The 25393-nt window shown below is 67.7% G+C and carries 10 protein-coding genes; 3 read left to right on the top strand and 7 right to left on the bottom strand.

What is annotated here, in order from left to right; translation table 11 throughout:
* Positions 1 to 503: 503 nt before the first annotated feature.
* The 3 genes from ACZY0B_RS08100 to ACZY0B_RS08090 all read left to right on the top strand — a co-directional run bounded on the left by ACZY0B_RS08100 (position 504) and on the right by ACZY0B_RS08090 (position 4332).
* On the top strand, positions 504 to 1172 hold the full coding sequence (locus ACZY0B_RS08100; RefSeq protein ID WP_463763561.1) for an MspA family porin: 669 nt from the start codon (positions 504 to 506) through the stop codon (positions 1170 to 1172).
* A gap of 95 nt (positions 1173 to 1267) precedes the next feature.
* Complete coding sequence (locus ACZY0B_RS08095; protein ID WP_463763542.1) at positions 1268 to 3034, top strand: ABC-F family ATP-binding cassette domain-containing protein; 1767 nt, start codon at positions 1268 to 1270, stop codon at positions 3032 to 3034.
* Positions 3035 to 3048: 14 nt separating this feature from the next.
* Entirely contained in the window at positions 3049 to 4332 is a 1284-nt protein-coding gene (locus tag ACZY0B_RS08090) for a cytochrome P450 (protein WP_463763560.1), read from the top strand.
* On the opposite strand, the gene ACZY0B_RS08085 is transcribed toward ACZY0B_RS08090, so the two are convergent.
* From ACZY0B_RS08085 to ACZY0B_RS08055, 7 genes are all read right to left on the bottom strand, one after another.
* Positions 4315 to 5385 (bottom strand): type III polyketide synthase, encoded by a 1071-nt coding sequence (locus tag ACZY0B_RS08085; RefSeq protein WP_463763541.1) that lies wholly within the window; start codon positions 5383 to 5385, stop codon positions 4315 to 4317. The genes ACZY0B_RS08090 and ACZY0B_RS08085 overlap by 18 nt on opposite strands.
* A 148-nt stretch (positions 5386 to 5533) precedes the next feature.
* Positions 5534 to 8608, bottom strand: coding sequence for a type I polyketide synthase (locus ACZY0B_RS08080; RefSeq protein ID WP_463763540.1), 3075 nt, complete (start codon positions 8606 to 8608; stop codon positions 5534 to 5536).
* Entirely contained in the window at positions 8608 to 14982 is a 6375-nt protein-coding gene (locus ACZY0B_RS08075) for an SDR family NAD(P)-dependent oxidoreductase (protein WP_463763539.1), read from the bottom strand. The genes ACZY0B_RS08080 and ACZY0B_RS08075 overlap by 1 nt, the downstream gene beginning before the upstream one ends.
* Positions 14983 to 14999: 17 nt before the next feature.
* Positions 15000 to 21398 carry an SDR family NAD(P)-dependent oxidoreductase gene (locus ACZY0B_RS08070; protein ID WP_463763538.1) on the bottom strand — a complete coding sequence of 2133 codons (6399 nt, stop codon included), beginning with the start codon at positions 21396 to 21398 and terminating at the stop codon, positions 15000 to 15002.
* Between the two features lie 137 nt (positions 21399 to 21535).
* Entirely contained in the window at positions 21536 to 22597 is a 1062-nt protein-coding gene (locus ACZY0B_RS08065) for a type III polyketide synthase (protein WP_463763537.1), read from the bottom strand.
* Between the two features lie 154 nt (positions 22598 to 22751).
* The gene (gene argH, locus ACZY0B_RS08060; protein WP_463763536.1) at positions 22752 to 24176 is read right to left on the bottom strand and encodes an argininosuccinate lyase; all 1425 of its coding nucleotides are present in this window, start codon (positions 24174 to 24176) and stop codon (positions 22752 to 22754) included.
* The gene (locus ACZY0B_RS08055; RefSeq protein WP_463763535.1) at positions 24173 to 25381 is read right to left on the bottom strand and encodes an argininosuccinate synthase; all 1209 of its coding nucleotides are present in this window, start codon (positions 25379 to 25381) and stop codon (positions 24173 to 24175) included. The genes argH and ACZY0B_RS08055 overlap by 4 nt, the downstream gene beginning before the upstream one ends.
* Positions 25382 to 25393 lie beyond the last annotated feature (12 nt).

Genomic DNA, 25393 nt, shown 5'->3' with positions numbered 1-25393 from the left:
GCTATACGTCCGGGCGATCTGCTTAGTGGCACCGCGCGAATCGGTTTTCGCAAAACATGCCAACAGCATCCGAGCCCATTGAGGAACCGCCTTCGTCGGTCGGATCCACGGACAATGCTGGAGTGGATGTCACTAATTGATCGATCAGGCCCGGCGTCCCAAAGGGGTCTGAATCCGCGTGCGCTACGCCGGTGCCGCCCGTAAGAATTACGACACTCACCGCTGCGACCAGCAGTCCGCGAGCGCAGATGCGAGTCTTCATCGCCGCCCTCTCTGTTCGTCGCCGGATCGCTGGATTACCAACAGCAACAAATTCTACCGGTCTGGCAACCGAAGTCAGTGCAGGATTTCTAGTCCACATCGACTAGTGCCACCGGTCCCCCCAGAATTCCGCACCCATATCCCGTAACGGTTACGAACACACAACGACTTTGATGGGCGGACCGGCAAATTCGCGACCGGAATCGGGCGGTGCATATGGTTCGCACGTGTGGCCGATAGCCGTGGTCGTTCGTCGCGCCGGGATTGTCGCGTTGTGCGTCGTCATGTCGGCGACCCTGGCGCCTGCAGCGGTCGCTGATCCCGACGCTGAAAATGCCGCCGCGGTGGCGCCGGACGAGGGCCGGGTGCCCTCGTCCGATCCGGTGACCTACACGACGCCCGAAGGCTGGACCCTGGACCTCGCGGCGACGGACGAGTCGCAAGTTCCCGTGGCGCCGTTGACCACCGCGGTCTCGTCTCGCGAATACCTCTCCCGCGGAACATTCGTCGCGTCGCTGGACGGATTGGAACAGCCCCGCGGCGTCCTTGAGGTGGGTTACGAGATCGGCTGCGGCATCGATATGAGTACGTCCAACGGCGTCACGATGGCGGGTAGTGCGGGCCTCAACCCGGGCTTCGGCCTCCCGTTGACCGGTGGTTTTATCCCGTTGGTTACCGCGCCGGTCAACGGCGTGATCACCGTGGGCCTCAAGCCCGGCGTCGTACTCGTGGTGCCGGTGGTCAGGAAAGAGTTCAAGGGTCCACATCCACGGGTCATAATCACCGGCTTCCACGTCAAAATTGACGGATGCGTGGGTCAGTCGTTCATCCGCTCCTACGCGACTCTGACGCAAGTGACCGATGAATCCGACGTGGTGCTGTCCTACGTCGGTGTCACCAAATCCGTCTGAGGGATAGCTGCTATGACGAGGCATCGCCGCGCATCCCCTTAAGGTCGGCGCACGTTCTAGGCGGGTGGTCCGACAACCTTGCTAGCGTCGTGCCAGTGGCGCACCTGATCGGAGCCGAGGCCGTTCACCTCGAATACCCGACTCAGGTCGTATTCGAGTCGATCTCGCTGGGGGTCAACGACGGCGCGCGCATCGGCATCGTGGGGCGCAACGGGGACGGCAAGTCCAGCATGCTGCGGCTGCTGACCGCCCAGCTGCGGCCCGACTCGGGCCGCGTCACCCAACGCAGCGGATTGCGGGTCAGCGCGCTGAGCCAGGCCGACACCCTCGATCCGGCCGCCACCGTCGGCTGGACACTGGTCGGCGACCAGGCCGAGCATCAGTGGGCCGGCGACCCGCGTATCCGCGACGTGGTCGACGGGCTGGTATCCGATATCGACTGGGCTGCAACGATTTCCACGCTCAGCGGTGGGCAACGCCGACGGGTGCAGCTGGCCAAACTGCTGATCGGTGAATGGGACGTCATCGCCCTCGACGAGCCCACCAACCACCTCGACATCGAGGGCATCACCTGGTTGGCCGGCCACCTGCAACAGCGCTGGGCGCGCAACACCGGCGGGCTGCTGGTGGTGACGCACGACCGCTGGTTTCTCGACGAAGTCGCCACCACGACGTGGGAGGTGCACGACGGGATCGTCGAACCGTTCGAAGGGGGCTACGCGGCGTATGTGCTGCAGCGCGTCGAGCGGGACCGGCAGGCCGCCGCGGTAGAGGCCAAACGGCAGAACTTGATGCGCAAAGAGCTGGCCTGGCTGCGCCGCGGCCCGCCCGCGCGGACCTCCAAGCCGAAGTTCCGGATCGACGCCGCCAACCAGCTGATCGCCGACGTGCCGCCGCTGCGCAACACCGTCGAGTTGGCCAAGCTGGCGACGGCCCGGCTCGGCAAGGACGTGATCGACCTGCTCGACGTGTCGGTCGCCTTCGAGGGTCGCCCGGTCCTGCGCGACGTCGAATGGCGGATCGGCCCCGGCGAACGGACCGGCATCGTCGGGGCCAACGGCGCGGGCAAATCGACGCTGCTGGGACTGATCGCGGGCACCGTCACGCCGGACAGCGGGCGCGTCAAGCGCGGCAAGACCGTCCAGTTGGCGGTGCTCGATCAGCAGGGCGATCGGTTGGCCGGGATCGCCGACGACCGGATCGCCGACGTGCTGGGCCGACTACGCGGCGGGTATGAGGTCGAGGGCCGCGAGGTCACCCCGGCCCAGCTGCTGGAGCGACTCGGGTTCACCGAGCTGTCCGCTCGGGTCGGCGAACTCTCCGGCGGGCAGCGGCGCCGGCTGCAGCTGATGCTCACGCTGTTGTCCGAGCCCAACGTCCTGCTCCTCGACGAGCCCACCAACGACGTCGACACCGACATGCTGACGGCGACCGAGGATTTGCTCGACTCCTGGCCGGGCACCCTGATCGTCGTTTCGCACGACCGCTATCTGCTGGAGCGCATCACCGATCAGCAGTACGCGATTCTCGACGGCCGGTTGCGCCACCTGCCGGGCGGCGTTGACGAATACCTGCGGCTGGCCGCCCAGTCCGCGGGCACCCCGGAACCGCCGCGGGCAACCCCCACGCCCGAGGCGATGTCCGGCGCGCAACGTCGCGCCGCCGAGAAGGAGCTCTCCTCGGTCGACCGCCAACTCGCCCGGCTGGCCGATCGCATCGCGGCCAAACACACCGAACTCGCCGACCACGACCAGTCCGATCACGTCGGCGTGAGCCGGCTGACCGCAGAGTTACGCGGCCTCGAAGACGAGGTCGGTACGTTGGAGGGACGCTGGCTGGAGTTGTCGGAGGTGCTCGAATGACTTCTGATCGCCCGGTGCCCTATCTGCCCGGCGAAGCGTTGCTCGCCTGGTACCGGCACCGGGGCCCGGTGACCAATTCCGGCATCGGCCGGCACGGCTACACCTACCTGCTCGGCCCCGAAGCGAATAAGTTCGTGTTTGCCAATGCCGACGCATTCAGCTGGGCACAGACGTTTGAGAGCCTGGCCATCGTCGACGGGCCCACCGCGCTGATCGTCAGCGACGGAGACGACCACCGCCGCCGCCGCAGTGTGGTGGCCCCGGGGCTGCGTCACCGGCAGATCCAGGACTACGTCGAGACCATGGTGTCCAATATCGACAGCGTCATTGACGGCTGGCGGCCGGGACAGCGGCTGGACATCTACCGGCAGTGCCGCTCGGCGGTCCGGCGCAGCACCGCCGAGAGCCTGTTCGGCTCGCGCTTGGCAGTGCAGTCCGACTTCCTCGGCGAGCAACTCCAACCCTTGCTGGACCTGACCCACCAGCTGCCCCAGGTGGTGGCGCTGCAGCAGCGACTCAACTCGCCCGGCTGGCGACGGGCGATGGCCGCCCGAAAGCGCCTCAACGACTTCGTCGACGCCCAGATCGCCGACGCGCGCACCGCGCCGCGACCCGACGACCACATGATGACGATGTTGATCGACGGTCGCGGCGAAGAGGGATACGCGTTGAGCAACAACGAGATTCGCGACTCGATCATCTCGCTCATCACCGCCGGCTACGAGACCACGAGCGGCGCCTTGGCCTGGGCGATCTACACGCTGCTGACCCTGCCCGGCGCGTGGGACAAGGCCGCCGACGAAGTCCGCCGCGTCCTGGGCGACGAGCCACCGGCCGCCGCTGACCTCGAAGCGCTGACCTACCTCAACGGCGTCGTGCACGAGACGCTTCGGCTGTACTCACCCGGCGTGATCTCCGCCCGCAGGGTGATGCGTGACCTCTCGTTCGACGGGCACCGCATCCGCGCCGGTCGATTGCTGATCTTCAGCGCGTATGTCACCCACCGGCTGCCCGAGCTGTGGCCGGACCCAAGAGAGTTCCGGCCGGCCCGCTGGGATCCGGGCTCAGCCGACTACCGCAAACCCGCACCGCATGAGTTCATTCCCTTCAGCGGCGGGCTGCACCGGTGCATCGGGGCAGTGATGGCCACGACCGAGATGACGGTCATGCTCGCCCGGCTGGTCGCCAGAACGACGCTACGACTGCCCGCTCAGCGCATCCGCGCCGCCAACCTGGCCGCGTTGAGCCCCACGCCGGGCCTGGTCGTCGATATCGCCGACTCAGTGCCAGCGCAGTAGCACGAGTTCGGAGGAGAATCCGGGGCCCATCGCGACGATCAGCCCCGGGCTGCCGCCGGCCGGCGGTTTGGCAATCGTGTCGCGCAGGACGTGAAGCACGGAGGCCGACGAGAGGTTGGCGATCTCGCCCAGCGAGCGCCAGGTCAGCTCCAGCGCCTCCGGGCGCAGGTCGAGGCTCTTGCCGATCGCGCTGATCACCTTCGGACCGCCCGGATGGGCCACCCATGCCTCGATGTCGTCCTTGGTCATCCCATGCCCGCTGAGGAACCGGTCGACATCGTCGGCCAGGTGCCGCTCGATCACCGCGGCGAGCTCCGGGGAGAACACGGGCTGCAGGCCGCCGGGACCGACGTTCCACGCCATGACGTGCAGCGATTCCGGGTAGAGGCGGCTGCGCGAATCGACGATGTCGGGCCCGCTGGGGCGTAACTGCCGGTCCTGCTCGGCGCGACGATCACCGACGGCGACCACCGCGGCCGCCCCATCGCCGAACATCGCGGTCGCGACCAGTCCCGATACCGTCGGCTTGACGGTGGGGAAGGTCAACGAACACAGCTCGACGGACACCAGGACAGCGACGCCCTCGGGCGCACCCCGCAGATAGTCGTGCAGCGTGGCCACCCCCGCGGCACCGGCCGCGCAGCCCAGGCCGAACAGCGGCATCCGGCGCACGTCCGGGCGCAGGCCGATCCGTCCCGCGATGCGGGCATCCAGCGACGGCACCGCAACGCCGGTGACGGTCGTGGTGGCGATCATGTCGACGTCTTGGGGCTGCAGCCCCGCCTCGTCAAGCGCGCCCAGCAGTGCCTCACAGCCAAGGTTTACGGCGTTTTCGACGAAGATCTCGTTCGTCTCGGTGAAGTCATTGAGCGACGGGTATTGCTCGAGCGGCAGTACTAGGTGGCGGCTGTTGACCTTCGCGCCGGCGTGCAGACGCCGGACGATGTCCTCGTGCTCGGCCAAAACCGGTAACTCGACGAGTCGGTCGGTAATATCGCTCTGGCTGTAACGGTGCGGCGGCAATGCACCGAACACACCTGCGATAACGCTCATACCTAGCCTCTGCTCAAAAGCCGCTACTCAAAGCGATTCCCCCATATGCACGAAAGCTTATGCGCTGTGGTTCAGGCCCGCAAAGATACAGCTATTCAACATGTGTCGGATAGCGCTCGTGTAATCATGCCCGCCAGCAGGGATTTCGTTATTCAACATCTTCCGCTTTGTCCGACTCCAAGGCCATAGCAATCAACGCATCCGCGCTCAACGAGTCGATGACGTCATTACTGACCTCGGAATCGGCAAGCGGCACTTCGGACTCGCCGGCCAGCAGCAATAGCTTGTCGAGCAAGCCGGTTCGCCGAAGCTCGCGCAGCGGAATTTTTCTCAGCGAAGACCAGATCTTTTCCTCGCCGGAGTCTTCGCGTTGCTCGTGCAGCAGTTGACGACGCAGGTGATCGGCCAACGCTGACGGATTGGGGAAGTCGAAGATCAGCGTGCGTGACAACGCCAACCCGGTCGCCGCTTTGAGACGGTTGCGAAGTTCGACGCCGGTAAGTGATTCAAAGCCGAAATCGGTAAAGGCGCGCTCCACATCGAGGTCACGGCCGCTCGAATGCCCCAGCACGGTCGCCGCATGCGCACACACCAATTCCACCAGCTGGCGGTGCTGCTCGTCGGGGGGCAGTGCCTTCAGCTGCTCGGCCCGCTCCGCCGCCCGGCTTACCGGAGCCGGCACGTCTGCGCCCGACCCCAGCCAAAAGCGCTGCCGGGCAAAGCCATACGTCGGCAACTCGATTCGGCGGCCGCCCAGGCCGTTCAGAACGGACGGCCAATCAACCGTCGCGCCGTGGACGAATAGTCGGCCGGCCGCGGTCAGCAGCGCGTCGACTTCGGGCCGGTCGTTGGCCAGGGTTGCGAGCGCGGCGGCGTGCTCGGCGCTCAGCGAATGCTCCACTGCCGCACTCAAGCCCGCGGCGGGGCCCACCTCGACATAAACGTTGGCCCCCAGCGACTCCGCCAACCGAACACCGTCGACAAACCGCACCGGTTGACGCACATGCTCAACCCAATACCGTGCCGTTCCGTAGTCAGCACCGGCCAGCTGCCCAGTCACGTTGGACACCAAGCTAATCCGCGGTTCGCCGGCCTTGATGTCGGCCACCAGCCGGGTGAACTCGTCCATCATCGGCTCTACCAACACCGAATGAAAGGCGTGCGACACCGCCAGCCGATGCACCCGGGCCCCCTGCTGTGCCAGCCGGTCAGCCAGGGCACTCACCGCGGGATCGGCACCCGAGATCACCACGGAGTCTTGGGCATTGACCGCCGCGATCGCGACCCCATCGGTGAGTAGCGGGGTCACCGCGTCCTCGCTGGCAGCCACCGCGATCATCACGCCGCCGGCCGGCAGCTCCGCCATCAGGCGGCCCCGGGCCACCACGAGCCGCGCGGCATCGTCAAGCGTGAGCACGCCCGCGACGTGGGCCGCGGTGATCTCCCCCACCGAATGGCCCATCACCAAATCCGGTTCGATTCCCCAGGTTTGCAGCAGCTCCGCGGTTGCCAGTTGGATGACGAACAGCGCCGGCTGGGCGAATTCGGTATTGGCCAGCAGCTCCGGGTCGAGGCCCCAGATCACGTCTCGCAAACCCAGGCGCAGATGGGCGTCCACAGCGTCGACCGCTTGGTCGAAAGCCTCGGCAAATACCGGGAACCGGTTGTAGAGCTGCTGCCCCATCCCCAGCCATTGGGAGCCTTGCCCGGGAAACACGAACACCGTCTTGCCGGCTGCCCTGGCCCGGCCGGCGATCACGCCCGGGTCTGAATCAACCAGCCGCGTCAAACCCGCAGTGAGGGCTTGACGATCGCTGCCCACCAGCACCGCACGATGCTCGAAGACCGAACGCGTGGTGGCCAGCGACCACGCGACATCCGTCACCGCGAGATGGTCCTCGGAGGCGAGATTGACCGCCAACCGCGCGGCCTGGTTGGCCAAGGCTTGCTCTGAACGCGCCGACAGCACCCATGCCACCTGCATGTCGTGTTGAGGTTCGGCCGCAACACTTGCCGGCTGCACGGGCGCTTCCTGGATGATCACATGCGCGTTCGTCCCGCCCATTCCGAACGACGACACCCCGGCCCGCCGCGGCCGGTCCTGCACGGGCCAAGCGGTCAGCGTGGTATTGACCTGCAGCCCAAACCTTTTCAAGTCATTGTCGGGGGCGGCGCTGTCGTAGTTGAGGCTTGGCGGGATCACTGCGTTTTCGATGGCGAGTACTGCTTTGAGCAGACCCGCGATTCCGGCGGCGCTGCCGGTGTGGCCGATGTTGGTTTTCACCGATCCGATGCGTGCCGGATTCTGTTGGCGCTCGCCGAATATTTCACCCAGCGCCCTCGCCTCGACCGGGTCGCCGACTTCGGTTCCGGTGCCGTGCGCCTCGATGTAGTCGATGTCTTCGCTGCCCAGGCCGGCGCGCGCGAGCGCACGGCGGATCACCTCGGCTTGTCCCGGGACCGAGGGCACCGTCTGGCCGGCGGAACTGTGTCCGGCATTGCCGACCGCACTCCCCCGGATCACTGCGCGGATTCGGTTTCCGTCCCGGATGGCGTCGCCCAACGGCTTCAGCAGCACCATGCCGGCGCCTTCGGCCCGCACGTAGCCATCCGCGCGGCCATCGAATGCGTAGGTGTGACCGGACGCAGACGTCGCGCCGAATTCCTTTTCCAGCATTGCGGTTTCGTCGGCCAGGTTGAGATGGATTCCGCCGGCTATCGCAAGCTGCGAGTCGCCAGCGCGCAGGCTTTCGCAGGCGAGGTGCACCGCGACGAGCGAAGACGATTGACCGGAATCGACGATCATGCTGGAGCCCTGCAACCCGAGGGCATAGGAGATCCGGTTGGCGATCATTGCGCGGCTGACGCCGCCGAACGAATGATGATCGAGCTTGTCGGAGCCCTCGCGAAGCGTCAGGACCGCGTAGTCGTCGGTCATCGCACCCAGGAAGATCGAAACCGGTTCGCCGCGAAGGGTTTCCGGTATCAGGAATGCGTCTTCAAAAAGTTCCCAGGACAATTCGAGTGCCAGCCGCTGGCGCGGGTCCATCGCGCGTGCCTCGCGGGGCGACAGGTTGAAAAAATCCGCGTCGAATTCGGCGGTATTGCCGGGCAGCTCGCTCACTTCCAGTCCGTCACGAACGAGATGCCAGAAGTCACGGGTGGTGGCGGCGCCGGGCAACCTGCAGGCGAGGCCGATGATCGCTATGTCCGTGGGCGACATCAGGGGCCGAAATCGTCATCGAGAATGGCGAAGAGTTCGCGCTCGGTCGCGGTGCTGATGTCGTCGTCGAGGGCGTGCGCCTCGTCGGTCGTCAGCTGCGGTGGGCTTTCGAGCTCGGTCAGTATCGCTTGGATGCGGGCCGCCAGGCGGGTTTTGTCTTCCTCCGTCCAATTGGGTTGATTGACCAGCGTTTGCAGTTCACGGGCGATGTCGTTGAAGCGGGCCAGCTGGTCCGGCCCGCCCGCCGGCGCATCGGTGGTCACGGCGCTGAGCTGTTCGTCGATATGTTCGGCCAGGGCTGCAGGCGTGGGAAAGTCGAAGATCAGGTTCGGCGAAAGGGTAAGCCCGGAAGCAGTTTTGAGGCGGTTCCGCAGCTCCACCGCAGTGAGCGAGTCGAAGCCGAGGTCTTGGAAGGGCAGCTGGCCCTCGATATCGGCGCTGGACCTGCCCAGAACGGTTGCGGCGTTGGTGCACACCAATTCCACCAATTGGTGATGACGCTGCTCGGGACTCAGTCCCTGCAGCCGGGTAGCCAACCCCGACGTCGACACCGCTGCGTCGGTATCACTGATGAGTCGCCGCCCCGGCCGAGCGACCAGGTCACGCAGCACCGGTGGCACGGCGCCGCCGGCGCCCAGCCCCGTCGCGTCGATGCGGGCGGCGACCAGCAGCGGGCGGTCGGCCAGCATGGCCTCGTCGAACAGCTGAAGCGCATGAGGGGTGGACAGCGGTGCCAGCCCGCCCCGGCTCATCCGGGCTTTGTCGCGATCGCTGAGGTGTTGGGTCATGCCGCTGGCCTGTTCCCACAGTCCCCAGGCCACCGACAACCCCGCCATGCCGTGCGCCCGCCGGTAGGCGGCCAGGCCGTCAAGGAAGCTGTTCGCCGCGGCATAGTTGCCCTGGCCCGGCGAACCCACAATGCCGGCCATCGACGAGAACATCACGAACGCCGACAAATCCATGTCCCGGGTGAGCTCGTGCAGGTTCCAGGCGCCGTCGACCTTGCTCCGCAGCACGGTATCCACCCGATCCGGCGTCAACGAGGCGATCAGCCCGTCATCGATCACCCCGGCGGCATGGAACACGCCTTTGAGGGGATATTGGTCCGGCAACGCAGCTATCAAATCCGCGACCGCATCCCGGTCGCTGACATCGCAGGCCACGACCGACACCTCGGCCCCGGCGGCTTTGAGCTGATCCAGCAGCTCCGCCACACCCTCGCCGTCGGCGCCGCTCCGACTGACCAGCACCACATGGCCCACGCCATACCGCGCCACCAGATGCTCGGCCACCGCCGAACCGGCCATCCCGGTGCCCCCGGTGATCACCACACTGCCGCCGGCCAGGCCACCACCCGAACTCGCCAGCACCGGATCATCCGGGCCGTCCGGCAGAGTCAGCACCACCTTGCCGATCTGACGGGCCTGACTGACAAACCGATACGCCGCCGACGCGCACCGCACGTCAAACGTCTTGACCGGCAATGGTTTCAACACGCCCGCGTCGAACAGTTCGATCAAGTCGGACAACATCGATGCGATGTGGTCCGGTCCGGCTTCCATCAGATCGAAGGCCCGATATCTGACCCCCTGGTGTTGCTCCGCGACCGCCTCCGGGTCGCGAAGGTCGGTCTTGCCCATCTCGATGAAACGCCCGCCGCCCACCAACAGTCGCAGCGAGGCGTCCAGGAACTCCCCGGCCAGCGAGTTGAGCACCACATCGACTCCGGCGCCGCCGGTCGTCGCCAGAAACTTCTCCTCGAACTCCACCGTCCGGGTATCACCGATGTGATCGTCGTCAAAGCCCATCGCCCGCAACGTGTCCCACTTACCGCGGCTGGCAGTCGCGAACACCTCCGCACCCGAATGCCGGGCCAGCTGCACGGCCGCCATCCCCACCCCACCGGTAGCGGCATGCACCAGCACCCGCTCGCCGGCCTTGAGGCCGGCCAACACCGACAACCCGTACAAGGCGGTCAAGAACACCACCGGCACACCGGCGGCCTCTGCCAAGGACCATCCCGCCGGCACCGCGGTCACCAACCGGGCATCCACCACCGCCTCAGAACCGACGACCCCCACCAACCCCAACACCGGATCGCCAACGGAGAGCCCCTGAACCCCGGGGCCGACTTCGAGCACGATGCCCGCGCCCTCGGCGCCGAGCTCTCCGCCGCCTGGGTACATTCCCAACGCCACCAGGACATCCCGGAAGTTCACCCCGACCGCGGCGACCGCCACCCGCAGCTGCCCGGCCGCCAGCTCCACCGGCCCGGCCGGGGCGAGTACCACGTCTTCCAAGGTGCCGCCGCCGCCCGCGGCCAATCGCCATCCGCCCGGTGGCAGCTCCAGCACCGCGCCGGCCCCTACCGCACCCAGTCGAGCCGCATGCGCGACGCCGGAGCGGACCACCAATTGCGGCTCACCGCAAGCGATGACCTCGGCAACATCCAACGATCCATCCGAATCGACCAGCACCACCCGACCGGGCTGCTCGGCCTGCGCCGAGCGCACCAGACCCCACACCGCCGCACCCGACAGATCCGTGACATCGTCACCGGCCAAACCCACCGCGCCATGAGTCAGCACCACGAACGGCCCGACGTCGCTACCGGCCAGCCACGACTGCAACACGCCCAACGCTTCATGCGTGGCCGCATACACCGACCCGACCGCATCGCCGGGTCCCGAACTCGGCTCCCACACCGTCAGGTTCGCCGCGGCAACAGCGTTGGGCTCCAACGGCGCCGGGGACCATGCGACTTCATACAGTCCGCCACCACCCCCGGCAGCGGCCGCCAACGCGGCCGACAGCGCGCCGATCGAGATCGGGCGAACCACCAACTCCCGCACCGACAAAACCGGCAGGCCCGTGCCGTCGGCCAAATCCACCGACACCGCTCCGGTGCCGGCCGGCGCAATCCGGACGCGAACCCGTGATGCCCCGGCGGCGTGCAGGCAGACGCCCTGCCAGGAGAAGGGCAGCATGGTCGCATCGCCGCCCTCGGCAATTCCCCAGGCATGCAACGCAGCATCCAGCACAACGGGATGAATCCCGAAGCCGCCCATCGTCACGCCCTCGCCAGCGGACACTTCGGCAAAGACCTCATGCCCACGCCGCCACAGGGCTCGAAGGCCGCGGAATGCGGGCCCGTAGTCGTAGCCCCGCGCTGCCAGCACCTCGTACACGTCGTCGGCTTCGACAGCGGAGGCCCCGACCGGAGGCCACACCGACAAGTCCGCGGCGGGTTCGGGCTGCGCGGCACTCAAGGCGCCCTGCGCGTGCAGCACCCACATCGAATCCGCTGCCGCACCACGCGAATACACCCACACGGCCCGAGAGCCCGACTCCCCCGCGGCGTCCACGACGACCTGCACGCGGGCCGCGCCGCCCGGCGGCAGCACCAACGGCGCCAGCAACGTGAGCTCTTCGACCACGGCACAGCCGACCTCATCGCCGGCCCGCAATGCCAGTTCGACGAATCCGGCGCCCGGGAACAACACCACGCCGTCCACGACGTGATCCGCGAGCCACGGCGATCCGCCCACGGACAGCGAGCCGGTCAGCACCACGCCCCCGGAGTCGGGCCGCTCCACCACGGCGCCCAGCAACGGGTGCGCGGCCCGGGCCAGGCCGAGACTGCTCACGTTGCCCGATCCCACCGCGCCGAGGGGAAGCCAGAACCGCTGCCGGACAAACCCATACGTCGGTAGGTCGACGCGGCGCCCGTTCCCGATCGCCGCGGGCCAGTCCACTGCGACACCGATGGTGAACAGATGTCCGAGCGCGGCCAGTGCCGATTCTGCTTCGGGACGATCTTTGGCGAGCATCACCACCGATGTCGCCTGCTCGCCGGTCAACGACTGCTCCACGGCGGCGGTGAGACCGCGGCCCGGACCGACCTCCACGAACGCCCGGGCGCCCAACGCCTCGGCGGCCCGCACCCCGTCGGCGAAACGGACCGGCTGGCGCACGTGGTCGACCCAGTATTGCGGCGACCCGTAGCCGGGACCGGCCAATTGCCCAGTCAGGTTGGACACCAAGCCGATTCGTGGTGGCGAGGCCGAAACTCCGGCCACCAGCTGGGCGAACTCCTCGAGCATCGGCTCCATCAGCGCGGAATGGAACGCGTGCGAAACCGCCAGTCGATGTACCCGTCGGCCCTGCTGCGCCAGCTCATCGGCCACCGCGGAGACCGCCGCGTCGGTACCCGAAATCACCACCGCGTTGGGAGCATTGACCGCTGCGAGATTCACCTCCGCGGTCAACAGCGGCGAGACCTCCGCTTCGCTGGTCGCGACCGCGACCATCGCGCCCCCGGACGGCAACGCGGCCATCAACCGGCCGCGCCCCGCCACCACTTTGGCCGCATCCGCAAGCGACAGCACGCCCGCCACATAGGCCGCGGTGATCTCGCCGACGGAATGGCCCGTCACCACATCGGGCAGTACACCCCAGTGCCCGAGCATCGCAGCCAACGCCACCTCGACGGCAAACAGCGCCGACTGCGCGAACTCCGTGCTCTCCAGCAGTTCGGCATCGCTGCCCCACATCACCTGACGCAGCGGCAACCGCAGGTGCGGATCCAATGCGGCGACCGCCTCGTCAAACGCCCGCGCGAATTCCGGGAAACGGCCGTACAGCTGCTCGCCCATCCCGAGCCATTGCGACCCCTGGCCGGGAAACACGAATACCGTCTTGCCCGCCGAACGGACACGTCCGGCCGTCACTCGCGCGCCCGGCTCACCGGTGGCCAGCTCCAGCAAGCCTTCCTGTAGACGGTCCCGGTTCGCTCCGACCACCACGGCTCGATGGTCGAACACCGCACGTGTCGTCACCAACGACCACGCCACATCGACAGGGCTGAGCTCGGCATTGCCGGACACGTGCGCGAGCAACCGCTTGGCCTGATTTGCCAGCGCCTGCTCCGAGCGGGCCGACAACACCCACGCCGTCTCGCGCGCCTCGGGTTCCACCCCAACGCTTTGCGCCTCCGCAACCGGCGGCTCCTCGATGATCACGTGCGCGTTCGTCCCGCTGATCCCGAACGACGACACCCCCGCCCGGCGCGGCCCCTCCCCGCTCGGCCACGCCCGCGATTCCGTCAACAACGACACCGCGCCCGCCGACCAATCCACGTGCGGCGACGGCACATCCACGTGCAACGTCTGTGGCAGCACCTCGTGCTGGATCGCCTCGATCATCTTGATCACTCCGGCCACACCCGCGGCCGCCGAGGTGTGACCGATGTTGGATTTGATCGAGCCCAACCACAGCGGACGATCCGCTGGCCGATCCTGGCCATAGGTCGCCAACAGCGCTTGCGCCTCAATCGGATCCCCCAGCACGGTCCCGGTGCCGTGCCCCTCGACCACGTCGACGTCCGCGGCCGTCAGCCCCCCACTCGCCAGGGCCGTGCGGATAACCCGTTGCTGGGAAGGCCCGTTCGGGGCGGTCAGCCCGTTGGAGGCGCCGTCCTGATTGACTGCGGTAGCGCGCACGATCGCCAGCACCGGGTGCCCGGCTCGTCGCGCGTCGGCCAGGCGCTCCACCACCAGGACCCCGGCGCCTTCCGACCATGCGGTGCCGTCGGCTGCCCCGGCATACACCTTGCACCGGCCGTCGGCGGCCAGCGCCCGCTGCCGGCTGAATTCGACAAAGGCCGCGGGCGTGGCCATTACGGTGACGCCACCGACCAGGGCCAGGTCGCATTCGCCGGACCGCAGCGACTGCGCGGCCAAGTGCAACGCCACCAGCGACGACGAGCACGCCGTATCCACCGACACGGCCGGGCCTTCCAAGCCCAGCACGTAGGACACCCGGCCCGAGGCCACGCTCAGTGTCGACCCGGTGAGCCCATAGCCCTCCAACTCACCTTCCACCTGGCCGCCGTAGCCGGCATGGATGACACCGGCGAACACCCCGGTCGCCGATCCCCGCAATCCCAACGGGTCAATTCCGGTGCGCTCCAATGCTTCCCACGACAGCTCCAGCATCAGCCGCTGCTGTGGATCCATCGCCAGCGCCTCGCTGGGTCCGACGCCGAAGAACCCGGCATCGAAATCGCCCGCGTCGGCGAGAAACGATCCCTGGCGGACATACATCTTGCCGGGGGCATCGGGGTCGGGATCGAACAACCCCGCGACGTCCCAGCCCCGGTCCGCGGGAAAATCCGACACGGCATCGCGGCCCTCAACCACCATCTGCCACAAGGCCTCCGGCGAATCCACTCCGCCCGGATACCGGCACGCCATCCCGACCACCGCCACCGGCTCGGACAGCTTGCCTTCCAGCTCCGCCACGCGCCGTCGCGTGCGCCGCAGATCTGCGGTGAGCCGCTTCAGGTAATCAAGGTGTTTGTCGGTGTCCGACACTGGCGCTCCTTGGCGTCTTACGAGCCGAGTTCTTCGTCGAGGATGGCGAACAGTTCGCTTTCGCTGGCACTGTGGATGTCCTCGTCCTCGGCTTCCTCCTGGTCGGATGGATCCAGGTGGGCGCTGAGCGTGGTCAGCAACGTCTGGATGCGGGTGGTCAGGTGCGGCTTGTCGCCGGGCTGCCAGTCGGGTTGGCTCAGCAGCGTTTGCAGCTCCCGGGTGACGTCGTTGAAGCGGGCCATCAGGTTGGGCTGCTCGGTAGGAGTGGCGGGGACCACCAGCCGAGTGTCGAGGTGCTCGGCCAGGACGATCGGCGTCGGGTAGTCGAAGATCAGCGTCGGCGAAAGGGTCAGTCCGGTGGCGGTTTTGAGCCGGTTGCGCAGTTCGACGGCGGTCAGTGAGTCGAACCCGAGGTCTTGGAAGACGCTGCCGGCGTTGATGTCTCCGATATTGGGGCGGCCCAGCACGGTAGCGGCGTTGCGGCAGACCAGGTCCACCAGTTCGCTGTGTCGCTGCTCGGCCGACAGTCCCTGCAAGCGGGCGACGAGGCTGGTCGTCGAGGCGGAGGTGGTATCGGTCTCGTCGATCACCCGCCGAATGGGTCGGGCGACCAGCTGACTCAGCAGCGGGGGCAGCGAGGCGCCGTTGTCGGCCAGCGCACCGGGGTCGATGCGAGCGGCGACCATCATCGGCCGCTCGGCCAGCATCGCGGTATCGAAGAGTCGCAGTGCCTGCGCAGTTGCCATGGGCGCGAGCCCGATTCGGCTCATGCGGGCCTTGTCACGTTCGTCGAGGTGTTGGGTCATGCCGCTGGCCTGTTCCCAAAGTCCCCAGGCCACCGACAACCCCGGCAGGCCCTGCGCCCGCCGGTGGGCGGCCAACTCGTCGAGGAAGCTGTTCGCCGCCGCGTAGTTGCCCTGGCCGGCGGAACCCACGATCCCGGCCATCGACGAGAACATCACGAACGCCGACAAATCCAGATCGCGGGTGAGCTCATGCAGGTTCCAGGCTCCGTCGACTTTGGCCCGCAGCACCGTATCCACCCGTTGCGGTGTCAACGAGGCAATCAGCCCGTCGTCGAGGACCCCGGCCGCATGGAACACGCCCTTGAGCGGGTATCGCGCGGGCAGCGCAGCTATCAAACCCGCGACCGCATCCCGATCGCTGACATCGCAGGCCGCCACCGACACCTCGGCCCCGGTGGCCGTGAGCCGATCCACCAGTTCCGCCACACCCTCGCCGTCGGCGCCGCTGCGGCTGACCAACACCACGTGGCCGACCCCGTAGCGGGCCACCAGATGTTCGGCCACGGCCGAACCGGCCATCCCGGTGCCCCCGGTGATCAGCACGCTGCCGGCGGCCAGGCCGCCACCCGAACCCGTGAGCACGGCGTCGCCGGGGCCATCGGGGACGGTGAGGACAACCTTGCCGGTGTGCCGGGCCTGGCTGACGAACCGATACGCCGACGAGGCGCAGCGCACGTCAAACGTCTTGACCGGCAATGGCTTCAATACGCCGGCGCCGAACATCTCCAGCAAGTCGGAAAGCATCATCGCGGTGAGATCTGGGCCCGCCTCGATCAGGTCGAAGGCCCGGTAGTACACGCCGTGGTGTTGTTCCGCGACCGCCTCGGGGTCGCGAAGGTCGGTCTTGCCCATCTCGATGAAACGCCCGCCGCCCACCAACAACCGCAGCGAGGCGTCGAGGAACTCCCCGGCCAGCGAGTTGAGTACCACATCGACTCCGGCGCCGCCGGTCGTCGCCAGAAACTTCTGCTCGAACTCCAACGTCCGGGTATCGCCGATGTGATCGTCGTCAAAGCCCATCGCCCGCAAGGTGTCCCACTTGCCACGGCTGGCGGTCGCGAATACTTCGGCGCCCCAATGCCGGGCCAGCTGCACGGCGGCCATGCCCACCCCGCCGGTGGCGGCGTGCACCAGGACCTTGTCCCCGGATTTGACGCCGGCCAACACCGAGAGGCCGTACAGAGCGGTCAGGAACACGACCGGCACGCTGGCGGCTTGTACCAACGACCATTCCGTCGGCACCGTGGTCACCAACCGTGCGTCGACCACGGCCTCAGAACCGACGACCCCCAACAGACCCATCACGGCATCGCCGACGGCAAGGCCCTGAACTCCGGGACCGACCTCGACGATCACGCCGGAGCCCTCGACACCGATCTCGCCGCCGCCGGGATACATCCCCAACGCCATCAGCACATCCCGAAAGTTCACCCCGACCGCGGCGACCGCCACCCGCACCTGCCCGGCGGCCAGCTCCGCACGAGCCAGCGGACGTACCACCAGATCCTCCAGGGTGCCGGCGCCGCCGACGCCCATCCGCCACTGCCCTGCCGGCAGTGTCGCCACCGACCGTGCCGGGGTCAGTCGAGCGGCGTGCGCGACGCCGGAGCGCACCACCAATTGCGGCTCACCACAAGCGACTACCTCCGCGATGTCCAATGATCCGTCCGAGTCGACCAGCACCAGCCGTCCCGGCTGCTCGGCCTGCGCCGAGCGCACCAAGCCCCAGACCGCCGCGCCGGCCAGATCCGTGACATCCTCACCGGACAGCCCGACAGCGCCATGAGTCAGCACCACCAGCACCCGGGCGTCGTCGCCGGCCAGCCACGACTGCAACACGCCCAAGGCTTCATGCGTGGCCGCATACACCGATGCCACTGCATCACCGGTTCCGGACGTCGGCTCCCACACCGTCGCGTCTTCGGTGGCAATAGTGTTGGGGTCCAAGGTAACCGGCGACCAGGTCACCTCCAGCAACCCGCCGCCGGCGCGCGGGGCCGCGGCCACCGCCGTCAGCTGTGCCGCCGAGACGGGACGAACCACCAACTCGCGCACCGACAGAATCGGCAGGCCCGCTCCGTCGGCCAAATCCACCGACACGGCGCTCACGCCGACCGGTGCTATCCGAACCCGCGCCCGCGACGCCCCGGCCGCGTGCAAACACACGCCCTGCCAGGAGAACGGCAACATCGTCTCGGCTTGGTCGCCGACCACTCCCATCGCGTGCAGCGCGGCATCCACCAGCACCGGATGGATTCCGAAACTGTCCACCGTGACGCCGGCGGCCTCGGGCACGGCGACTTCGGCGAAGACTTCGTTGCCGAGCCGCCACATGGCGTGCAGACCCTGAAACGCCGGACCGTACTCGTACCCCCGCCGGGTCAGCTGCTCGTACGCGTCGGCCACGTCCACCGCGACCGCTCCCACCGGTGGCCATACCGACAAGTCCGCGGCCGGACTGCCCGAGCCCGTGCTCAGCGCCCCCTCGGCGTGCAGTGCCCATTCCGCATCGGCCTGCGTGCCACGTGAATACACCGACACCGCGCGGCGGCCCGAGCTACCCGCGGCACCGACCACGACCTGCACCTGGACCCCGTCGGCCGCCGGCAACAGTAGCGGAGCCGACAGCGTCAGCTCCTCGACCACGGCACAACCGACCTCGTCACCGGCCCGCAACGCCAACTCCACGAACCCCGCCCCCGGGAACAGCACCACCCCGGCCACCGCGTGATCGGTCAGCCACGGCTGCGCCGCCAACGACAGCCGGCCGGTCAGCACCACTGCACCCGAATCGGGCCGCTGCACCACCGCGCCCAGTAAGCCGTGCTCGGCCCCGGCCAAGCCCAGACCACCCAGATCACTGCCACCAATGCCTAACGGCGGCAACCAGAATCGTCGACCCTGAAACGCATACGTCGGCAAATCTACATGGTGCCCGCCGGAGAAAACCGAACGCCAATCCACCACCACACCCGCGACGTGAGCCTGCCCGGCAGACAGCCAAAACCTGTCCAGCCCGCCGTCGTCGCGGCCCAGCGACGGAATGACGATGGCATCGGCAAGCTTTCGATCCGCAACGGTGTCTTCGATGCCGGCGATCAGCACCGGATGCGGGCTCGACTCGATGAACACCCGATACCCGGCGTCACTCGCGGTGCGCACCGCCTGCTCGAATTGCACGGTCTGGCGAATGCTGCGGTACCAGTAGTCGGCGTTCAGGCCCGCGGTGTCGAGGGCTTCGCCGGTGACGGTGGAGAAGAAGGTGACCGACGACGATCGTGGCTCGATGCCGATCAGGGCCTGGGCAAGCGGTTCGCGGATCGCGTCGATTTGCACCGAGTGCGACGCATAGTCGACATCGATCCTGCGGGCACGCACTTCGGCGCTCTCGCAGCGCCGCAGCAAATCTTCCAGCGCGTCCACCTCGCCGGAGACGACAATTGCCGAAACACCGTTGACCGCAGCGATATTCAGACGATCGCCCGACGGCGCCAACAGCTCGCGCGCCCGAGCCAGGCCGCAGGCCAGCGAAACCATGCCGCCGGCGCCCGACAACTGCACCAAAAGCCGGCTGCGCAGCGCCACCACCCGGGCGGCATCCTCCAGCGACAGCGCACCGGCCACGTATGCCGCCGCGATCTCGCCCTGCGAGTGGCCGATGACCGCATCGGGATGTACGCCCACCGAGCGCCACAATTCGGCCAGCGACACCATCATCGCCCAGAGCACCGGCTGCACCACGTCCACTCGGTCGAGTCCCGGGGCACCCGCCGCGCCCCGGATGACATCGATCAGGGACCAGTGCACGTGCTCTCCGAGCGCCTTTTCGCATCGGTTCAGCTGCTCGGCGAATACCGGTGCGGTTTCCAGCAATTGGGCTCCCATGCCGATCCATTGCGAACCTTGGCCGGGAAACACGAACACCGTCTTGCCAGCGGCCTGGGCGCGGCCCACCACGACGTTGGCGCCCGGCTCACCGGCGGCCAACCCGGCCAGCCCCGCCATCAGCTCGTCGCGATCGCCGACCACCACGGCCCGATGGTCGAACACCGAACGTGTCGACACCAGCGACCACCCCACGTCGGCCACGCCAAGCTGCTGATCGGCCTGCACACGTGCGAGCAACCGCTGCGCTTGGCCCGACAACGCCTCGGCCGACCGGGCTGACAACACCCACGGAGCGACCGGCATGACGCTATCAGCAGGCGCGCCAACACTTTCCACCGGCGCAGCTTGTTCCAGAATCACATGCGCATTCGTCCCGCTGATCCCGAAGGACGACACGCCCGCGCGGCGCGGGCGATCCAGCTCCGGCCACGACCGTTGGTCGGTCAGCAACGACACCGCGCCCGCCGTCCAATCCACGTGCGGTGTAGGCACATCGACGTGCAACGTCTTGGGCATGACGCCGTGGCGCATTGCCTGCACCATCTTGATCACACCGGCGACTCCCGCCGCCGCCGACGTGTGGCCCATGTTGGATTTGATCGACCCCAGCCACAACGGCTGATCGGACGACCGATCCTGCCCGTAGGTCGCCAGGATCGCTTGGGCTTCAATCGGATCGCCCAGCGTGGTGCCGGTCCCGTGGCCCTCCACCAGATCCACGTCCGCGGTACCCAGCCGGGCGCTCTGTAGCGCCGCGCGGATCACCCGCTGCTGCGCCGGCCCGTTGGGAGTCGCCAACCCATTGGAGGCGCCGTCCTGATTGACCGCCGAGCCCCGCACCACCGCCAGCACCCGATGACCCAACCGCCGCGCATCGGCCAGCCGCTCCAGCACCAGCGCTCCGACACCCTCGGAGAAACCGGTCCCGTCGGCGGCACCGGCATACGCCTTGCACCGGCCGTCGGCAGATAGTGCCCGCTGCCGGCTGAACTCCACGAACATCGCCGGGGTGGCCATCACCGTCACGCCGCCGACCAGCGCCACATCGCATTCGCCCGATCGCAGCGACTGCGCGGCCAGATGCAGCGCGACCAACGACGACGAGCACGCGGTGTCCACCGACACCGCCGGGCCCTCCAACCCCAGCGAATACGCGACCCGCCCCGACGCGACACTCAGCGTCGAACCGCGCAGGCCGTATCTCTCCAGGTCTCCCGGGACGCGTCCCTGGCCCCCATAGGAACCGTGAAACACCCCGACGAACACGCCCGTCGGCGAACCCCGCAGCGTGATCGGGTCAATCCCGGCCCGCTCCAACGCCTCCCACGACACTTCCAGCAACAAACGCTGCTGCGGGTCCATCGCCAGCGCCTCGCTGGGCGCGATCCCGAAGAACGCGGCATCGAAATCGGCGACACCCGACAGGAATCCGCCGCAGCGGTTGTACGACTTGCCGGTCGCATCGGGATCGGGATCGAACAGCCCGGCCAAATCCCAGCCGCGGTCGGCCGGAAAATCCGACACGACATCGCGTCCCTCAACGACCATCTCCCACAATGCCTCCGGGGAGTCCACTCCACCCGGATACCGGCACGCCATCCCCACCAAGGCCACCGGCTCGGTCGCTGCGGCCAGGTATTCGCGGTTCTCTCGCTTGAGCCGCTCGTTCTCTTTCAGCGACGTGCGGAGGGCCTTGACCAGCTCTTCAGGAGTGCTATTCATGGAACCCGGCCTTCCGTGCTGCCCAATCGAACGGGCCAAGCTGCGTAATCGCGCTTACTGCAAGATATCGGCATCCGAGAAACTCGAACTCAACGGTTCGGGTGCCTAACAGCGGCGGCGGAGTCCACACGCTTGCATCAGTGCCAGCGCAGCAATACGAGCTCGGAACAGAACCCGGGCCCCATCGCGAGCATCAGACCCGGGCTTCCGCTGGGCGGCTTCTTGGCGATGGTGTCACGCAGGACGTGCAGCACCGACGCCGACGAGAGGTTGCCGATCTCGCCGAGCGATCGCCAGGTCAGTTCCAGGGCGTCCGGGGACAGGCTGAGTGCCGCGGTGATCGCCTCGATGACCTTGGGGCCGCCGGGGTGGCTGACGAAGGCGCCGACGTCGCTCGCGGTCAAGCCGTGCGCCCCCAGAAACTGGGTGACGTCGTCTTCGATGTATTGCTCGACGACGGCCGCGACGTCTTTGGACAGCACCAGCTCGAACCCCTCGGTGCCGACGTCGTAGCCCATGGTGCGCAACGAATCCGGGTAGAGGTGGCTGCGCGAATCGAGGACGTCCGGGCCGCCGGCGCCGATCTGTTCGGCGCGACGCTCGCCGACGGCAACCACCGATGCGGCGCCATCAGCAAACAGGGCACTGCCGACCAGACCCGCCAGCGAAGGCTTGTATCCCGGGTAGGTCAGTGAGCACAATTCCACGGAGATCAACGCGGCCACGCCATCGGGATCGCCACGCAGGTAGTCGTTCAGCCGGGCCACGCCGGCCGCCCCGGCCACGCAACCTAGGCCGAACAGCGGCACCCGGCGCACGTCGTCGCGCAGCCCGAGCCGCCCGGCGATCCGGGCGTCGATCGAAGGGACCGCGAGTCCGGTGACCGTCGTCGTCATCAGCACGTCGAGGTCGCGTGGTTGCAGGCCCGCGTCGTCCAGCGCGCCCGACAGCGCCTCGCAGCCCAGCTCAACGGCGTTGTCGATGTAGATCTGGTTCGCCACACCGAAGTCGGTCAGCCGGGGATAGCGCTCCAGCGGGATGACCAGATGGCGGCTGTTGACTTTGGCGCTGCTGTGCAGCTGCCGAACGATGTCTTCGTAGTCCTCAAAACCCGGAATGCTCAGGAAAAAGTCGGTGAGTTCGCGCTGCGAATAGCGATACGGCGGCAACGCACCGAACACGCCTGCGATGACGCTCATTTTGGTCCCACCCCTTGGTGACGAACATGCAGGTCGACCGGTTCAACCCTAGATGGCTTCGAGCTGCGAGTTTAGTCTGCTTGCGCGGGCCGCGCCGCAATATGCCGCTGACCTGAGACAATGACCACAGCAAACCGGAGTTCCGCGGCGCGAGTCACCTTTGGAATTGTTCGCGCAGTCGCACCCGCAGCCGTTCACAGCTGTCCAGGACGCCACGCAATTGGTCGGCGACTTGGCTGGGCGCGGTGCCCCCGCGGGCGTCGCGCGAGGACACCGAGCCTTCGATGGTCAGCACCGCACGGACCTGGGGCGTCAGCTCGGGGCTGATGGCCGCCAGCTCGTCGTCGGTCAGCTCCTCGAGCCCGACACCGCGGCCCTCGGCGGCGCGCACGGCCGCACCCGCGGCCTCGTGTGCCGACCGAAATGGCACTCCCGCGCGGACAAGCCATTCGGCGATGTCGGTGGCCAGGGTGTAGCCGGCCGGGGCCAACGCCGCCATCCGTTCGACGTCGAACGTCAGGCTGCCCACCAGCCCGGCCATCGCCGGCAACAGCAGCTCCAGCTGCGCCACCGAATCGAACACCGGCTCCTTGTCTTCCTGCAGGTCACGGTTGTAGGCCAGCGGCTGGGCCTTCAACGTGGCCAGCAGCCCGGCCAGGTTTCCGATCAGCCGCCCGGACTTGCCCCGGGCCAGCTCGGCGATGTCGGGGTTCTTCTTCTGCGGCATGATCGAGCTGCCGGTCGACCAGGAATCGTGCAACTTGACGTAGCCGAACTCCGTTGAGCTCCAGATGATGATGTCCTCGGCCAGCCGGGACAGGTCGACGCCAATCATGGCCAAGACGAAGGCCGCCTCGGCAGCAAAGTCCCGGGCGGCAGTCGCGTCGATGGAATTGGCGGCGGCGGCCGCAAAACCCAGGTCCGCGGCGATCGCGTCCGGATCCAGGCCCAGCGACGAGCCGGCCAGCGCCCCCGATCCGTACGGCGACACCGCGGCGCGTTTGTCGAAGTCCGCGATGCGATCCACGTCGCGCAGCAAGGGATGGGCGTGCGCGAGCAGGTGGTGGGCCAGCAGGACCGGCTGGGCCGACTGCATGTGGGTCTTGCCCGGCATGATCGCCGTCGGGTGGGCTTCGGCCTGGGCGGCCAATGCGCCGACGACGTCGAGCGCTCCGGCGGCGACCCGTCGCACCGCGTCGCGAAGCCACATCCGGAACAGCGTGGCCACCTGGTCGTTGCGGGACCGGCCGGCCCGCAGCCGGCCGCCCAAATCCGGCCCGACCCGGTCGATCAGTCCGCGCTCGAGCGCGCCGTGCACGTCCTCGTCGGTCACCAGCGGGCCGAAACTGCCGTCGGCGATGTCCTCGGCGAGGCTGTCCAACCCAACCAGCAGCCCGTCGCGCTGTTCCTCGGTGAGCAACCCGGCCCGGAACAGCACGATGGTGTGCGCCCGCGACGCGATGACGTCGTAGGGAGCCAGCACCCAGTCGAAGTGGGTGGACTTGCTCAGTGCGGCCAGCGCCTCAGACGGCCCGTCGGCGAACCGCCCGCCCCACAGTGATCCCTCGTTGGTGCTCACGTTTCGTCGGAGGCCAGGTCCCGGCGGGCGGCCAACTTCGACGACAACCCGTGCACGTAGACGAAGCCCTTGGCGGCCGACTGGTCGAAGCTGTCGCCCTCGTCGTAGGTGGCCAGGTTGAAGTCGTAGAGCGACTCGGCGCTGCGGCGGCCGTTGACGGCAATGTGCCCGCCGTGCAACACCATCCGGATCTCCCCGGACACGTGCTCCTGGGTCTTGGCGACGAAGGTCTCCAACGCGACCTTCAGCGGCGAATACCACAGCCCGTCGTACACCAATTCACCCCAGCGCTGGTCGGTCTGCCGCTTGAACCGGGCCAGCTCGCGCTCCAGCGTGACGTGTTCGAGCTCGGTGTGGGCGGTGATGAGCACCATCGCGCCCGGAGCCTCGTAGATCTCGCGGCTCTTGATGCCCACCAGCCGGTCTTCGACGACGTCGAGGCGCCCGACGCCCTGGGCCCCGGCGCGACGGTTGAGTTCCTCGATGGCCTGCAGCATCGTCGCCGGCTTGCCGTCGATCGACACCGGGACGCCGCGTTCGAAACCGATGATCACCTCGTCGGGTGTGCTCCAGTTGAGGGTGGGGTCTTCGGTGTAGTCATAGACGTCCTTGGTGGGCGCGTTCCACAGGTGTTCCAGGAAGCCGGTTTCCACCGCGCGACCCCACACGTTCTGGTCGATGGAAAACGGCGAACGTTTGGTGACGTTGATCGGGATGGCGTTCTCCTCGGCGAACGCAATCGCCTTCTCCCGCGTCCAGGCGTAATCGCGAACCGGCGCCAGCACCTCCAAATCCGGTGCCAGCGAAGCGAATCCGACTTCGAATCGGACCTGGTCGTTGCCCTTACCGGTGCAGCCGTGCGCGACGATGCTGCCGCCGTGTTCGCGCGCGGCAGCGACCAGGTGCTTGACGATCAGCGGCCGGCTGATGGCCGACACCAGCGGGTAGCGGTCCATGTACAGCGCGTTGTTCAACACCGTCGGCAGGCAGTAGCCCTCGGCGAACTCGTCGCGGGCATCGACGACGACGGCCTCGACCGCACCGCAGTCCAGGGCGCGCTGGCGGATGACGTCCATGTCCTCGCCGCCCTGGCCGAGGTCGATCGCGACCGCCACGACCTCACGGCCGGTCTCCTTGCCTATCCAGCTGATCGCCACCGAGGTGTCCAGACCGCCGGAATACGCCAGGATGACGCGTTCTGACATGAATCAATCTCC

The sequence above is a fragment of the Mycobacterium sp. IDUB_19 genome, from assembly GCF_055419445.1.
Note: the sequence above shows the minus strand (reverse complement) of the source record. Positions and strands in the feature narration are given on the sequence as shown.

What these genes read in the sequence shown, in the direction of transcription:
- ACZY0B_RS08085 (WP_463763541.1), bottom strand. Translation starts at nt 5,385, where the DNA reads ATGAGCGTTATCGCAGGTGTGTTCGGTGCATTGCCGCCGCACCGTTAC.
- ACZY0B_RS08080 (WP_463763540.1), bottom strand. Translation starts at nt 8,608, where the DNA reads ATGTCGCCCACGGACATAGCGATCATCGGCCTCGCCTGCAGGTTGCCC.
- ACZY0B_RS08070 (WP_463763538.1), bottom strand. Translation starts at nt 21,398, where the DNA reads ATGAATAGCACTCCTGAAGAGCTGGTCAAGGCCCTCCGCACGTCGCTG.
- ACZY0B_RS08065 (WP_463763537.1), bottom strand. Translation starts at nt 22,597, where the DNA reads ATGAGCGTCATCGCAGGCGTGTTCGGTGCGTTGCCGCCGTATCGCTAT.
- ACZY0B_RS08055 (WP_463763535.1), bottom strand. Translation starts at nt 25,381, where the DNA reads ATGTCAGAACGCGTCATCCTGGCGTATTCCGGCGGTCTGGACACCTCG.